This is a genomic window from Curtobacterium sp. ME12, from assembly GCF_903970855.1.
In the GTDB taxonomy this organism is placed as follows: Bacteria; Actinomycetota; Actinomycetes; order Actinomycetales; family Microbacteriaceae; genus Curtobacterium; species Curtobacterium poinsettiae_A.
The window spans coordinates 19,550-33,792 of sequence record NZ_CAJCKD010000014.1 but is presented as its reverse complement, the minus strand read 5'-3'; the positions used below and the strand labels follow the sequence as shown (position 1 = coordinate 33,792).

The following is a 14,243-nucleotide window of genomic DNA, read 5'->3' as shown; positions in this document are numbered from 1 at the left end:
TGCCCTGCCCTGGCGGTCCCCTCCGAGGAACCGGCAGGGGCCCTGGGTGCGGTGGGAGGATGGCGGACGTGCTCCCCGACCTCGCCGAACTCCTCGCCGACGCCCACGTGGTCGCCCTGCCCATGCGGGTCCGGTTCCGCGGCATCACGACGCGCGAGGCGGTCGTGCTGCGCGGCCCCGCCGGCTGGACCGAGTTCTCGCCGTTCGTCGAGTACGACGACGCCGAAGCCGCCGCCTGGCTGCGGGCCACGGTCGACTTCGGGTGGATCGACCACGAACCCGCCGCCGACTCCGTGCCGGTCAACGCCACCGTCCCGGCGATCGCCGCCGACGACGTCGCCGACCTGCTCGGGCGGTACCCCGGCTGCACCACGGCCAAGGTCAAGGTCGCTGAGCCCGGCACGACCGTCGACGACGACGTCGCCCGTGTCGCCGCGGTCCGGCGGGTGATGGGGCCCGAGGCCGCGGTCCGGGTCGATGCGAACGGCCTGTGGAGCGTCGACCAGGCCGCCGCGGCACTCGAACGCCTCGCTCCCTTCGACCTGCAGTACGCCGAGCAGCCCTGCGCGACCGTGCCCGAGCTGGCCGAGCTCCGGACACGGACGGCCGGCCTCGGCGTCCGGGTCGCGGCGGACGAGAGCGTCCGGAAGGCGACCGACCCCCTCGCCGTCGCACGGGCCGGTGCCGCCGACGTCCTGGTCGTGAAGGCCCAGCCGCTCGGGGGGATCACCGCGGCGCGTGCCGTCATCGCCGACGCCGGGCTGCCGTGCGTCGTCTCGAGCGCGCTCGACACCTCGGTCGGGCTCGGGATGGGGGCGTTCCTCGCCGCCGCGGCGATGACCCCGGGGTACGCCGCAGGGCTCGGGACGGCGGCGATGTTCGCCGGGGACGTCACGGCCGATCCGCTGCTGCCGGTCGGCGGTCGGGTGCCGGTGCGTCGGGTCTACGTCACGCCGGAGCTGGTGCAGCGCTCCGCCGCGTCGCCAGAGCGCACGGCGTGGTGGCGTGAGCGGGTGGCGCGCGTGCACGCCGTGCTCGCGGCCGCCGCCGGGTAGCGCACCCGCACCCGGTCGGGTCCGTCGAAGGCGCAGGACACGCCGCTCGCGTTCACCGAGATCGCGCGTTCCGTCGTTCGGACGGCCCCGGAACGACGGTTCGTGCGCCCGCGCCGCTCCGCACACGGCATGTCGTGACCACTACCGGGGTCCACCGGACCGGTCGCGGCTCTCGACGCACCCCGGACGACGGACGGGAGGCACGGTGCCAGCTGGCACCGTGCCTCCCGTCCGATTGTGGTCGCGACCAGGGCCGCGTCAGCGACCCACGCGGCTCACAGACCCGAGTAGCTGTGCAGGCCCTTGAAGAAGACGTTCACGACCGAGAAGTTGAACATCACCGCGGCGAAGCCGATGAGGGCCAGCCAGGACGACCGCGCACCGCGCCAGCCGCGGGTCGCACGGGCGTGGATGTAGCCCGCGTAGACGACCCAGATGATGAAGGTCCAGACCTCCTTGGTGTCCCAGCCCCAGTAGCGACCCCACGCACGCTCGGCCCAGATCGCACCGGCGATGAGGGTGAAGGTCCAGAGGACGAAGCCGACGAGCAGGACGCGGTAGGTCAGGACCTCGAGCCGGTCGGCGTCGGGCAGCGTCGCCATGAAGCGGAGCCTGCCGGTGGCCGTGCGGCCCTGGCGGTACGTCTGCACGAGTTGCGCCACCGCGAGACCCGCGCCGAGCGCGAAGAACCCGGTGCCGGCGATCGCCACGAACACGTGGATGACCAGCCAGTACGACTGCAGGGCCGGCTGGAGCGGGACGACGGGGACCCAGTAGTTCACCGTCGCGATGCCGAGCAGGATGATCGTCAGGCCGGTGATGAAGACGCCGAGGAACTTCAGGTTCTGCCAGAACTGCACGAGCAGGAAGATCAGGGTGATCAGCGCCGTGCCGGTCAGCGAGAACTCGAACATGTTGCCCCACGGCACACGGTCGGCCGCGATGCCGCGGAGGACGACCGAGGCGACGTGCAGGACGAGCGCGAGGATCGTCATCGCCATGCCGACGCGCTCGAACTTCGTGCCGCGTCCGGCGGAGCCACCCGACGGTGGCGCGGCGACCTGCTCGAGCACGACGGTGCCGCCGCGGACGGTCGCCACCGTCTTCGCTCCGCGTGCTGCCGCAGCGCTGGACGCCCTGGCCGAGCTGTCGTCCGCACCCGCGTTCTTCGCGGCGGCCGTGACGTCGCCGGAGCGTTTGGCCATGTCGAGGGCGAACGAGATGAACGCGACCACGTACACCGCCATCGCGGAGTACGTGAGCACGACCGAGTAGGTCGCGAGGTTCGTGGTCATGTCGTTCACTGGGGCATCCTAACTCCGAGGTCCGACGTGTGGCGCTGTGCGATGTCCGCGACGGCCCGTTCGAGGTTCGGGTCCTCGCCGCGCGCGAGTCCGGCGTACTCGAGGTCGTACTCGCCGCCCGGTGCGTCGCGGCGCGGGACGACCTTCACCCAGACGCGGCGGCGCGGGACGAACAGCGAGGTGAGCAGGCCGAGGGTGGAGAGCAGGGCGAACCCGCCCACCCAGAGCTGCGACGGGTCGTGGTGGACGTCGAGGGAGACGTACCGCTTGACGCCGTCGAACGTGATCGACCCGGCGCCCTCGGGGAGCTTCTTCGTCTGGCCGGGCTGCAACGCGATGCTCGCGGTGTCCGACTGCCGACCGGCGATCTGGTCGAGTCCCTTGGTGCTGAGCGTGTACACGCTCTGCGGCACACCGCTGTCGAGCCCGAGGTCACCCGTGTAGACCTGCAGCGTCAGCAGCGGGTTCTGGGTGTCCGGGTAGGCACTCGAGTACGCGCCGCTCGCGAGCTTCGACGCGGTCGGGTAGAAGAACCCGACCATGCCGAGCTGGTCGGGCTTGGCGTCCGGCACCTTGATGACGCCGGTGGAGGTGTAGTTCGCGTCCTCCGGCAGGAACGGCACGACGTCCTTGAAGGCCACGTTGCCGTCGCCGTCGCGCACCGTGACCTGCATCGCGTAGCCGTTGCCGAGCAGGTAGACGTTCGTGCCACCGACGTGCAGCGGGTCGTTCACACCGAGGCGACTCGTCTTCGGCTGGCCGCCCTTCTCGGTGCTCGTGACGGTGGCCGAGTAGTCGAGCGCCTGCCCGAGGGCGTCGAGGTTGCGCTCCTCGTACTTCGTCACGAACTTGTCGAGCCGGAGGTTGTAGCCCTGCAGGTCGGTCTGCTGGAACCAGCGACCGGGGTTGAACGAGTCGTACGAGCCGAGCACGTTCGAGAACGTCTGGCCCTCGACCAGCAGGCGCTGTCCGGTGAAGCCGAAGCCGCCGCCGACGCCGACCGCCAGGAGCACCCCGACGAGGGCGGCGTGGAACACCAGGTTGCCGGTCTCGCGCAGGTAGCCGCGCTCCGCGCTCACCGAGTCACCGAACCGCTCGACGCGGTACCCGGACCGCTTCAGGATCGCCATCGCGCGCGTCACCGCGTGCTCGGCGGACGGGAGGCCCGTGGTCGCGTCGATCCCGGTCGTCCCGTCGATCATCGCGTCCGGCTGCACCGCCACGGTGCGGAAGCCCGCCAGTCGCGTCAGGCGCGCGGGGGTCTTCGGTGGACGGGTCCGCAGTGCCTGCCAGTGGTGCTTCGTGCGGGGCACGATGCAGCCGATGAGCGAGATGAAGAGCAGCAGGTAGATCGCGGAGAACCACACCGAGGTGTAGGTGTCGAAGACCTGGAGCTTGTCGAGGACCGGGTAGAGCTGCGGGTGGTCCGCCTTGTACTGCACGACGCCGTTCGGGTCGGCGGTGCGCTGCGGGACGAGCGAGCCCGGGATCGCCGCGAGGGCGAGCAGCATGAGCAGGAACAGCGCCGTGCGCATGCTCGTCAGCTGCCGCCAGAAGAAGCGGAGGTACCCGACGAAGCCGAGCTTCGGCTGGTTGACGCCGCCGTCGGTGGGGCCGGAGCCGTCGACGTGGTCCGACGGTCGCTGCGGGTCGGAGGCGCTGTCGGCCCCGTCGCCCGTACCCGTCGGGACGTGCTCGTTGAGGTCAGACCGCGGGGACAAAGCTCTGGATCACCGCCCCGACGCTCGACATGACGGCCGACCAGATACCGGTGACCATGAGCAGACCGATGACGATCAGGATCGCTCCTCCGATGATGTTGACGGTGCGCATGTGACGCTTCACCGCCGCGATGGCCCCCGTGGCCCAGCCGGCGCCGAGGGCGACGAGGACGAACGGGATGCCGAGCCCGAGGCAGTACGCCACCCCGAGCCACATGCCCTGCCAGGCACTGCCCGACTGCACGCTGAGCAGGTTGATGGCCGCCAGGGTCGGGCCGAGGCACGGGGTCCAGCCGAGCCCGAACACGATGCCGAGCAGGGGGGCACCGAGGAGCCCCGTGGCCGGGGTCCAGCCGGGCTTGATGGTGCGCTGCAGGAACGTGAACCGACCGACGAACACCAGGCCCATCGCGATCACGACGACCCCGAGCACCTGCGTGATGAGGTCGCGCCAGCGGACGAGCCAGAAGCCGAGCGCCCCGAACACGGTCGTGTACGCCACGAACACCGCGGTGAACCCGGCGATGAACAGCAGCACGCCGAGCACTACACGACCCCGACGCTGCCCGCCCTCGGCGACACCGCCGACGTACCCGAGGTACCCCGGCACGAGCGGCAGCACGCACGGGGACAGGAACGACACGAGCCCGGCGAGCGCCGCCACGGGCAGCGCCACGGCCATCTGGCCGCTCAGGATCGCGTCGGCGAAGGGGTTGGAGGTCACGGGTCAGGAGGCCTTGCCGGCGTCGAGCTCGTCGCTGACCAGGGTCTGCAGGATGCTCGTGCCGTCGATCGCCCCGAGGACCCGGGCGGCCACGCGCCCCTTGGTGTCGAGGACGATCGTGGCGGGCACCGCGTTCGGTGCGATCTGACCGGACATCGCGAGCTGCATCGTGCCCGTGCGCTGATCGAGGACGGTCGGGTACCGCACGTCGAAGGTGCGCTCGAAGGCGGCCGCGGTCGCCGCTTCGTCACGGACGTTGACACCGATGAACGCGACGTCGTCGGCGTCGGCGTACTCGTCGTGCACCTGGTTGAGGTACTTCGCCTCGGCGCGGCACGGGGGGCAGCTGGCGTACCAGAAGTTCAGGACGACGACCTTGCCCCGGAGGTCCTTCGACGAGACGGTGTCACCGTTCGAGTCCTCGGCCCGGAAGGTGACCGGGTCGGTGCGGTCCTTCGCGGAGACCTCGGTCACGGCGCCGTCACCGGAGATGTAGTTCTGGGTCGTGCCGTTGCCGTACTGCTTCGCGATGCCGCCGCTGTCCGACGAGCAGCCGGACAGGACGAGGACGGCGGCGACGGCCGTCGCTGCGAGGACCGCGAACCGCTTGCTGATGATGCGCACACTGCTCGTGCTGTTCACACTGCTCCTTCGTCGACGGCGGTCGCGCGCAGCTCCTGCGCGGGGTCCGCGTACCCGACCTCGGTGAACCGACCGGTCGACGTGGCGGGCACACGTTCGACGGTGGTGATGCTCGACAGGTCACAGCGGCGCTTGCGCGGGTCGTGCCACAGCGGCTCCCCCGCGAGCTTCCGGTGGACCATCCAGATCGGCAGCTGGTGGCTGACCAGGACGACGTCGCCCTCGTCCACGCTCTCCCACGCCGTGGTCATCGCCGCGAGCATGCGGTTGGCGATCGACTCGTACGCCTCGCCCCAACTCGGACGCAGCGGGTTCGCGATCCACGGCCACTCCGCCGGGCGGCCGAGCGAGCGCTTCGTGAACCCGGGAGGCTGCCCCTCGTAGCGGTTCGTCGGTTCGATCAGGCGCTCGTCGAGCGTCACGTCGAGGCCGTAGGCGGCCGACCAGGGTGCGGCGGACTCCTGCGTGCGCTGGAGCGGGGAGGCGACGATCCGTCGCACGTCGACACCGGCGTCCTTCCAGGCGGTCGCGGAGGCCTGCGCCATCCGCGTGCCGAGGTCGCTCAACCCGAAGCCCGGGAGCCGGCCGTAGAGGACGCGGCCCGGGTTGTGCACCTCTCCGTGCCGGACGAGGTGGAGACGGGTCGCAGGCATGGGTTCCAGTGTAGGTCGCCCGCCGTTCCCACCGCCCCCTCAGGTGATTCACCGGATGCGGAAGCACTCAGCCGCCGAGTTCACCGGAGAGCCGCCCGTGCAGCGCGATCGACCCCGTGTCGAGGTTCACCACCTCGACCGTCGAGCCGTGCTTCGCGAACCGCTGTTCGACCCCGTCGAGCGCCGCGACCGTCGACGCGTCGAACACGTGGGCGTCGGCCAGGTCGATGATCACGTGTTCCGGGTCCTCGGCGTACGAGAACCGTGTGACGAGGTCGTTCGACGAGGCGAAGAACAGCGCCCCCCGGACCCGGTACCGCACGGTGCGGTCGTCGACGGGCTCGCGGACCACGGTCACCACGTGCGCCACCCGGCGGGCGAAGACCAGGGCCGCCACGACCACACCCACGAGCACCCCGGTCGCGAGGTTCTCGGTCACGACCACCACCACGACGGTGACGAGCATGACCGCGGTCTCGCCGAGCGGCATCCGTCGGAGGGTGCGCGGTCGGATGCTGTGCCAGTCGAAGGTCGCGACGCAGACCATGAGCATGACCGCCGTCAGTGCCGCCATCGGGATCTGGGCCACGAGGTCGTGGAGCACGATCGTCAGGACCAGCACCGAGACGCCGGCGGCGAAGGTCGAGACGCGGGTCCGGGCACCCGCGGTCTTCACGTTGATCACCGTCTGGCCGATCATCGCGCAGCCGCCGGTCCCACCGAAGAAGGCGGACGCGATGTTCGCGACGCCCTGGCCCCACGACTCGCGCCACTTGCTCGACCCCGTCTCCGTGATGGAGTCGACGAGCTGCGCGGTGAGCAGGGTCTCGATCAGACCGACGATCGCGACGCCGAACGCGTACGGGGCGACGACCTGCAGCGTCTCGAAGGTGAACGGCGTCGTGATGCCGCCGAAGCCCGGGAGCGCCGTCGGCAGGGCGCCCTCGTCGCCGACCGTCGGTACGGCGACGCTGAACACCATCGTGATGCCGGTGATCACCACGACCGCGATGAGCGGTGCGGGGATCGCCTTCGTCAGGAACGGGAAGCCGACGATGATCGCGATGCCGAGCACGGTCAGCGGCCAGACGACGAACGGCACGTCGTCGCCGAGCAGGTTCGGCAGCTGGGCGGTGAAGATGAGGATGGCGAGGGCGTTCACGAACGCGACGTTGACGCTGCGCGGGATGAAGCGCATCAGCCGTGCCACCCCGAGGAACCCGAGCACGAGCTGGAACACGCCACCCAGCACGATCGCGGGCACCAGGTACTCGATCCCGTGCTCGCGGACGAGCGGGGCGATGACGAGCGCCACGGAGCCGGCGGCGGCGGAGATCATCGCGGGGCGACCACCGACGATCGAGATCACGATCGCGATGACGACGCTCGAGAACAGGCCGACCGCGGGATCGACCCCGGCGACGACGGAGAACGAGATCGCTTCGGGGATGAGGGCCAGCGCGGTGACGATGCCGGCCAGGACCTCTCGGGTGAGCATGCGGGGCGAGCGGAGGGCGGCGAGGACGCTCGGGGCCGTCGGCGCGTGGGTGATCACGGACATCACTCGGAACTCTACCCTCACGTGAGGGTAGAGTCGTGCGCTGTGAGCACCAGCGACGTCCCCGACACGATGCACATCGGCGAGCTCGCCGACCGCGCCGGCATGTCCCTGCGCACGATCCGGCACTACGACGAGGTCGGACTGCTCGTTCCGAGCGGCCGCACCACCGGCGGGTTCCGGGTCTACACGGCGCAGGACCTCGAACGGCTGCTCGTGATCCGCCGGATGAAGCCACTCGGGTTCACGCTCGACGAGATGGCCGAGCTGCTCCGCGTGGTCGACGCCCTCGCGACGAAGGACCCCGAGGACGAACCAGCGCTGGCGGCCCGCCTCGACGCGTACCTCGAGGACGCCCGAGCCCGCCACGCCAAGCTCGTCGAGCGGGCCGGCATGGCCGAGGAGTTCATCGGCACGCTCGGATCACTCCGCGCTTCGCTCCCCTGAGAGCTGTCCGGACTCGATCAGCCTCCGGCGCTCCGACCGCGCTGCCCGCCACTCGGCCTGCCGCCGGATCAGTTCGTCGTGTTCCCAGATGAGCCGCCGGGCCTTCCACGGCCGCAGGCGGTACTTCCGCCGGATGCGTCGGCGCCACTCCTCCTGCCGCCGCGCGACCAACGCGAGCACCGGATCCTCCACCACCATCACTGCTCCTTCCCCGTGATCAGTCCCAGCACCATCGTGCCGAGCACCGCGTCGTCTTCGCGAAGCATCTGCATGTCGTACATCGCGTCGGCACCGACGAGACCGACCTCGGCCCGCCCGACGTCGCGGTCGCACGCCTGGTCGACGATCCACACGAAGCGCTGCCAGGCGCGGTCACGCTCCTCGCGCGCGACGTCCCGCCGCCATCGCAGCACCGCCCACAACCCGCCGACGACCGCCACGAGCAGCGTGAAGGCCGCCGTGCAGAGTGCCGCCACCACCACCGCGACCGCCGCAGGCGGCCAGGTCGCGAGCTCCCCTGTCCCCGTCCCCACCCGGTCCCCCTCTCGTCCCGCGACCCGGCCACGTCGAGAACGCTACGGACCGCACGCACGCCACCACGGGCCTCCCGGCCATCGGTGGAGAACGCCGGACGCAGGCGGCCCTGTGGAGGGAGGAACCCTGCCGCCCACGCCCCCGGACGCAGGCGGTTAGACTCGACCACCGTGATCGAACGCACCCGCATCGCCGACCTGGCAGCCCTCCCCGACGGTCCCGTCTCCGTGGCCGGATGGGTCGAGACCGTCCGAGACCAGAAGAAGGTGCAGTTCGTCGTGCTGCGCGACGAGACCGGCGCCGTCCAGCTCGTGAACCCGGCGACGCGCGAGGCCGAGGACGGCGACGACGCCGCACAGTCCGCGCTCGCGACCACCACCGAGATCTCCGGCTTGGCACACGGCACCTTCGTGCACGTCACCGGCACGCTGAAGCACGACGAGCGCGTGAAGCTCGGCGGGCTCGAGGTCAAGATCGGTGCGCTGCAGGTGGTGAGCGCCGCGATCCCGGAGACCCCGATCGCCGACGACTCGTCGCTCGACAAGCGTCTCGACTGGCGCTTCCTCGACCTGCGCAACCGCAAGCAGAACCTGATCTTCCGCATCCAGACGACGCTGGAGCACGCCTTCCGCACGTACTGGGTCGACCGCGACTACATCGAGATCCACACCCCGAAGCTCATGGCGTCGGCGTCCGAGTCGCGCGCCGAGCTGTTCCAGCTCGAGTACTTCGAGACGACCGCCTACCTGGCCCAGTCGCCGCAGAACTTCAAGCAGATGGCACAGCCGGCCGGCTTCGGTGCGGTGTTCGAGATCGCCGACGCCTTCCGCGCCGACCCCTCGTTCACGAGCCGCCACGCGACCGAGTTCACCAGCATCGACGCCGAGTTCTCGTGGATCGAGTCCCACGAGGACGTCATGGCGATGCACGAAGCGGTCCTGGTCGCCGGCATCACCGCCGTCAAGGAGAAGTACGGCAAGGACATCGAGGAGGTCTTCGGCTTCGAGCTGCAGGTCCCCGCGACGCCGTTCCCCCGCGTGACCCTGGCCGACGCGCGCAAGATCGTCGCCGACAGCGGCTACGACGTCGTCCGCGCCGACGGTGACCTGGACCCCGAGGGCGAGCGCCGCGTCGCCGCCTGGGCGAAGGAGCACCACGGCTCGGAGTTCGTGTTCGTCACGGAGTACGACGCCTCGATCCGCCCCTACTACCACATGCGCAAGCCGGGCGACCCGTCGGTCACCAACAGCTACGACCTCATCTTCAACGGTGCCGAGATCTCCACGGGTGCCCAGCGTGAGCACCGAGTCGACGTGCTCGAGGCGCAGGCCGTCGAGAAGGGCCTCGACCCGGAGGAACTCGGCTGGTACCTCGACTTCTTCCGCTACGGCGTCCCGCCGCACGGCGGCTTCGGCATGGGCCTCGCGCGCGTGCTGATGCTGATGCTCGGTGAGCCGTCGATCCGCGAGGTCACGTACCTGTTCCGTGGCCCGACGCGCCTGACCCCGTAGGCACCGAGCGCGGCGAGGCCGCGCGCACTTCGTGAGCAGCAATGGTCGCCTCCCGGTGCGGGAGGCGACCATTGCTGCTCACGAAGCGACGAGCGCGAGCGCCGGACCCGGACGGGAGGCCCGGCTCAGCTCTGCCAGTCGATGGCGGCCCGCGCCGTGACCAGTTCACGGATCTCCGCTGCCGCGGCCTGGTGCTCCGGGTGCACCTGGTACGCGTCGAGCCCGGCGAGGTCGTCGAAGGTGGCTACCACGGCGACGTCGTGGTTCTTGTCCGGGTAGGCGACGTTCTCGACGACCTCGAGCGAGCGGATCGACTCGACGGTGCCGACCAGGCCGGTCAGGAGTTCACGGATGCGGGCGATCGACGCGGTGCGGTCGAGGTCGTTCCGCAGGGACCAGGAGACGACGTGGGAGATCATGCGCGGGCACCGGCCTTCTCGAGCGCACGTGCGAGCCGGTCGGCGTCGACGTGCCAGTTGCTGTGGACGCGCCCGTCGATGAGCACGACGGGGATGTCCTCCGCGTACTCCTGGCGGAGGGCGTCGTCGTCGAGGATCGAGCGTTCCTGCAGGGTGACCCCCGGGTGGTCGGCGACGACGCGTTCGACCACGGGTCGGGCGTCGTCGCAGAGGTGGCATCCGGGCTTCGTCAGGAACGTCACTGCGGGCATGGTCCCAGCGTAGTCCGGGAACGCGAAAGCCCCGGCGAACCGGGGCTTCTCGTGCAGGTCCTCCGACCTGCGCAGACCTGTGCGGGTCTACTTCTTGTTGCGGCGCTGGTGACGCGTCTTGCGAAGGAGCTTGCGGTGCTTCTTCTTCGCCATGCGCTTACGACGCTTCTTGATGACAGAACCCATGTGGACCTCGCTCGGACTGATGCTGATGTACGGACACCGGGCCGAAGAGACCGCGGAAAATCAACCTGCCCGAGTCTACCGGCTGCCCGCTGTGATGTCGAACGCGCGCTCAGCCGACGTCCGCCACGCCACCGCGCAGCACGTCGGCGACGGCCGACTCGGGGACGCGGAAGGAGCGGCCGAAGCGGATCGCGGGGAGCTCACCGGCGTGCACCATCCGGTACACGGTCATCTTCGAGACGCGCATCATGTCGGCGACCTCAGCGACGGTGAGGAAGCGCACGTCGTCGAAACTGCCGGTCATGATCCGCCTTCGGGGCTCGCACGCGCGCTGCGCACGGGAGTGGTGTGACCTGTGTGGTCAGTGGCAACTGTAGAGGCGTGTGCGACCCGGTGTCCAGGACCGGTCCGAGCAGCGCGCACCGGTCCCGCCCGGTGCTCGGAAGCCCGTGCGGCAGGGCTCAGTCCTCGTCGCCCCGGCGGGTGAAGCGCTTGCGGCTGCGGTCGACGACACGCTCCCAGCCCTGCTGGGCGCCGGAGATCGCCGCGGTGGCCCGGTACGACGCCTCGGCCATCACACGGCCGAGTTCGGTGCCCACCTCGACGGTCGCCTTGCCAGCCGCGCCGTTCCGGCGGATCGACACGGGCTGACCGTCCGGCGTCCACGCGGTGGTGGCCGGGGTGCCGTCGGCGTCGACCGCGCCCGTGAACGGCAGGACCCAGTCCTCCAGGCGCACGAGCGGCTCGGGGTCGAGCCGGTAGTAGCGGTGCTGCCCTTCTTCGCGACTGGTGACGAGACCGATGTCACGCAGGACACGCAGGTGCTTCGACACCGTGGGCTGGCTCACCCCGAGGCGTTCGACGAGCTGGCCGACGCTGAGCTCCCCGCCGGTGACGTCCGAACCGTAGGCGGACAACAGCGTGCCGAGCAGCTCGCGCCGGGTCGGGTCCGCCACGACGGAGAAGATGTCGGCCATGGGGCAAGGCTAGCCGGGGCACCACGGATGTACCATGACGAACCGTCCCGGCCCATGTCCTCGGAGGCATACGCATGCTCGACCGAACCGAGCCGATCCCGCACCACGTGAGTGTCGGCCGACGGCGAGCGAGCCGGATCGCGACGGTGCTGCGCTCGTCGCCGTCCCGACTGGCGATCGTCGTGTTCATCGCGCTGATCTTCCTGTTCACGGTGCTCTTCATGACGCCGTGGGCCACCGCGGACCGCAGCAGCACCCACTTCGCGGACGCCCTGTTCACCGCGGCGTCGGTGGTCTGCGTCACCGGGCTGTCCACGGTCGACATGGCGACGCACTGGTCGGTGTTCGGCAAGGTCCTGGTGGTCATCGGCACCCAGATCGGTGCCGTCGGTGTCCTGACCTTCGCGTCGATCCTCGGCCTCTTCGTCACCCGCAGGCTCGGCCTGCGCGCCAAGCTCATGGCGGCCGGCGACTCGAACCCGCTCCGCACCCACCACGGCGCCGTGCCCGAGGGACAGGCCGTCCGGCTCGGCGAGGTCGGCACCCTGCTCGCGACCGTGGCGGTGAGCACGCTGTCGATCGAGATCGTCCTCGGCCTGCTGCTCCTGCCGTCGGTGCTCATCGCCGGCATCCCGTTCTGGACGGCGGTCGGCGACTCCTTCTACTACGCGGCGATGGCCTTCACGAACACCGGGTTCTCGCCGAACGCCGACGGCCTCGACCCGTTCGCCCACGACTACTGGTTCCTGACGCTGCTGATGATCGGTGTCGTGGCGGGCTCCATCGGGTTCCCGGTGATCCGTGCCCTGACGAAGCAGCTGCGCACCCCGCGGCGCTGGCCGATCCACGTCAAGCTCACCCTGGCGACGAGCGCGGTCCTGCTCTTCGGTGGCGCGGTCGTCTACACCGCACTCGAGGCGTCGAACCCGACGACCTTCGGCGAAGAAGGAGCCGGGCGCACGGCGTTCCAGGCGCTCTTCCTGTCGACGATGACCCGCTCCGGCGGCTTCTCGCTCGTCGACTTCGACCAGCTCAACGGCTCGAGTCTGCTCGTCACGGACATGCTCATGTTCATCGGCGGCGGATCCGCGTCGACCGCCGGCGGCATCAAGGTGACGACCCTCGCGGTGCTGTTCCTGGCCGCGGTCGCCGAGGCGCGTGGACGCCAGAGCATGGAGGCCTTCGGCCGCCGGATCCCGAGCGACGTCCTGCGGGTCGCAGTGGCCATCGTGCTCTGGGGAGCGACGATCGTGGCCGTCGCGACCGTGGTGCTCCTGCAGATCACCGACGACTCGCTCGACCGTGTGCTGTTCGAGGTGATCTCGGCGTTCTCGACCAGTGGGTTGTCCTCCGGCGTGTCCGCGAACCTGCCGGAACCGGGCAAGTACGTGCTCGCCGCCACCATGTTCCTCGGCCGGGTCGGTACAGTGACCATCGCCGCTGCCCTGGCCGCCAGCCAGAGCCGGCAACTGTTCCGCCGTCCCGAGGAGAGGCCGATCGTTGGCTGACCGCACCCGTTCGTCGCACCAGCACGGTGCCATCAGTCACGACGCTCCCGTCCTGGTCATCGGCCTCGGTCGCTTCGGGGCCGCCACCGCCGGCCAGCTCGAACGTCAGGACCGCGAGGTGCTCGTCGTCGACACCGACGCCGGACTGGTGCAGAAGTGGTCCGACCGGGTCACCCACGCGGTGCAGGCGGACGCGACCGACATCGACGCGCTCCGGCAGATCGGCGCGCAGGACTTCGCCATCGCCGTCGTCGGCACGGGCAGCGACCTCGAGTCGAGCGTCCTGATCACGGCGAACCTGGTCGACCTCGGCGTCCCCCAGATCTGGGCGAAGGCGATCAGCCGCTCGCACGGCACGATCCTGTCCCGCATCGGGGCGAACCACGTCGTCTACCCCGAGCGCGAGGCCGGCGAGCGAACGGCACACCTGGTCTCCGGCCGGATGCTCGACTTCATCGAGTTCGACGACGACTTCGCCGTGGTCAAGATGTTCCCGCCGCGCGCAGTCCGCGGCAAGGACCTCGCCACCACCGTGATCCGCACCCGCTTCGGCCTGACCGTGCTCGGCATCAAGCCGCCCGGCAGCCCGTTCGTACCGGCGACGCCGGACAGCGTCATCGGTGAGGACGACGTCATCATCGTCTCGGGTTCCGAGACCGACCTCGAGCGCTTCGCCGCCTACGAGTAGCGAGCGCGGCCCGGGTCGCGACCAGGGCCGGACGGGAGGCCCGCGGCGGCGTCGCCACGGGCCTC

Annotated in this window: 18 protein-coding genes; 5 read left to right on the top strand and 13 right to left on the bottom strand. The window is 70.3% G+C overall.

Features of this window, described 5'->3' with window-relative positions; translation table 11 throughout:
- The first annotated feature begins 59 nt into the window (after positions 1-59).
- Entirely contained in the window at positions 60-1,055 is a 996-nt protein-coding gene (locus tag H7A73_RS08945; RefSeq protein ID WP_182065664.1) for an o-succinylbenzoate synthase, read from the top strand.
- 275 nt (positions 1,056-1,330) lie between these two features.
- Here H7A73_RS08945 and ccsB read toward each other — a convergent pair whose 3' ends face one another.
- From ccsB to H7A73_RS08915, 6 genes are all read right to left on the bottom strand, one after another.
- Entirely contained in the window at positions 1,331-2,350 is a 1,020-nt protein-coding gene (gene ccsB / locus H7A73_RS08940; RefSeq protein ID WP_182065701.1) for a c-type cytochrome biogenesis protein CcsB, read from the bottom strand.
- A gap of 5 nt (positions 2,351-2,355) precedes the next feature.
- Positions 2,356-4,080 carry a cytochrome c biogenesis protein ResB gene (locus H7A73_RS08935; RefSeq protein WP_182065663.1) on the bottom strand — a complete coding sequence of 575 codons (1,725 nt, stop codon included), beginning with the start codon at positions 4,078-4,080 and terminating at the stop codon, positions 2,356-2,358.
- Positions 4,064-4,762, bottom strand: coding sequence for a cytochrome c biogenesis CcdA family protein (locus H7A73_RS08930; RefSeq protein WP_110861628.1), 699 nt, complete (start codon positions 4,760-4,762; stop codon positions 4,064-4,066). The genes H7A73_RS08935 and H7A73_RS08930 overlap by 17 nt, the downstream gene beginning before the upstream one ends.
- 45 nt (positions 4,763-4,807) lie before the next feature.
- Positions 4,808-5,446, bottom strand: coding sequence for a TlpA family protein disulfide reductase (locus H7A73_RS08925; RefSeq protein WP_182065662.1), 639 nt, complete (start codon positions 5,444-5,446; stop codon positions 4,808-4,810).
- Entirely contained in the window at positions 5,443-6,099 is a 657-nt protein-coding gene (locus H7A73_RS08920) for a histidine phosphatase family protein (protein WP_111038113.1), read from the bottom strand. The genes H7A73_RS08925 and H7A73_RS08920 overlap by 4 nt, the downstream gene beginning before the upstream one ends.
- A 67-nt stretch (positions 6,100-6,166) precedes the next feature.
- Positions 6,167-7,660: a SulP family inorganic anion transporter gene (locus H7A73_RS08915; protein ID WP_182065661.1), complete on the bottom strand. Its 1,494-nt coding sequence runs from the start codon at positions 7,658-7,660 to the stop codon at positions 6,167-6,169.
- A gap of 42 nt (positions 7,661-7,702) precedes the next feature.
- Between H7A73_RS08915 and H7A73_RS08910 the strand changes: the two genes are divergently transcribed.
- Complete coding sequence (locus H7A73_RS08910) at positions 7,703-8,104, top strand: MerR family transcriptional regulator (protein WP_371830603.1); 402 nt, start codon at positions 7,703-7,705, stop codon at positions 8,102-8,104.
- Here the strand turns inward: H7A73_RS08910 and H7A73_RS08905 are convergent.
- Positions 8,081-8,302 carry a hypothetical protein gene (locus H7A73_RS08905; protein WP_182065660.1) on the bottom strand — a complete coding sequence of 74 codons (222 nt, stop codon included), beginning with the start codon at positions 8,300-8,302 and terminating at the stop codon, positions 8,081-8,083. The two genes, H7A73_RS08910 and H7A73_RS08905, sit on opposite strands and share 24 nt — an antisense overlap.
- Positions 8,302-8,637 carry a hypothetical protein gene (locus tag H7A73_RS08900; RefSeq protein ID WP_182065659.1) on the bottom strand — a complete coding sequence of 112 codons (336 nt, stop codon included), beginning with the start codon at positions 8,635-8,637 and terminating at the stop codon, positions 8,302-8,304. Before H7A73_RS08900 ends, H7A73_RS08905 begins: the two co-directional genes overlap by 1 nt.
- Before the next feature lie 171 nt (positions 8,638-8,808).
- Between H7A73_RS08900 and aspS the strand changes: the two genes are divergently transcribed.
- Complete coding sequence (gene aspS / locus H7A73_RS08895; protein ID WP_182065658.1) at positions 8,809-10,149, top strand: aspartate--tRNA(Asn) ligase; 1,341 nt, start codon at positions 8,809-8,811, stop codon at positions 10,147-10,149.
- A 125-nt stretch (positions 10,150-10,274) separates the two neighbouring features.
- Here aspS and H7A73_RS08890 read toward each other — a convergent pair whose 3' ends face one another.
- The 5 genes from H7A73_RS08890 to H7A73_RS08870 all read right to left on the bottom strand — a co-directional run bounded on the left by H7A73_RS08890 (position 10,275) and on the right by H7A73_RS08870 (position 11,982).
- A complete protein-coding gene (locus tag H7A73_RS08890) occupies positions 10,275-10,568 on the bottom strand; it encodes a Dabb family protein (RefSeq protein WP_182065657.1) in 294 nt (97 codons plus the stop codon).
- Complete coding sequence (locus H7A73_RS08885) at positions 10,565-10,819, bottom strand: glutaredoxin family protein (protein WP_182065656.1); 255 nt, start codon at positions 10,817-10,819, stop codon at positions 10,565-10,567. The genes H7A73_RS08890 and H7A73_RS08885 overlap by 4 nt, the downstream gene beginning before the upstream one ends.
- Before the next feature lie 87 nt (positions 10,820-10,906).
- Entirely contained in the window at positions 10,907-11,005 is a 99-nt protein-coding gene (locus H7A73_RS08880; protein WP_003792170.1) for a 30S ribosomal protein bS22, read from the bottom strand.
- Between the two features lie 109 nt (positions 11,006-11,114).
- On the bottom strand, positions 11,115-11,309 hold the full coding sequence (locus H7A73_RS08875; RefSeq protein ID WP_182065655.1) for a helix-turn-helix domain-containing protein: 195 nt from the start codon (positions 11,307-11,309) through the stop codon (positions 11,115-11,117).
- A 157-nt stretch (positions 11,310-11,466) separates the two neighbouring features.
- Complete coding sequence (locus H7A73_RS08870; protein ID WP_110861584.1) at positions 11,467-11,982, bottom strand: ArsR/SmtB family transcription factor; 516 nt, start codon at positions 11,980-11,982, stop codon at positions 11,467-11,469.
- Positions 11,983-12,056: 74 nt separating this feature from the next.
- Here H7A73_RS08870 and H7A73_RS08865 point away from each other — a divergent pair, with 74 nt between their 5' ends.
- Both H7A73_RS08865 and H7A73_RS08860 read left to right on the top strand, forming a co-directional pair.
- Positions 12,057-13,490, top strand: coding sequence for a TrkH family potassium uptake protein (locus H7A73_RS08865; protein ID WP_182065654.1), 1,434 nt, complete (start codon positions 12,057-12,059; stop codon positions 13,488-13,490).
- On the top strand, positions 13,483-14,178 hold the full coding sequence (locus H7A73_RS08860) for a potassium channel family protein (protein WP_217499818.1): 696 nt from the start codon (positions 13,483-13,485) through the stop codon (positions 14,176-14,178). Before H7A73_RS08865 ends, H7A73_RS08860 begins: the two co-directional genes overlap by 8 nt.
- Positions 14,179-14,243: the final 65 nt, after the last annotated feature.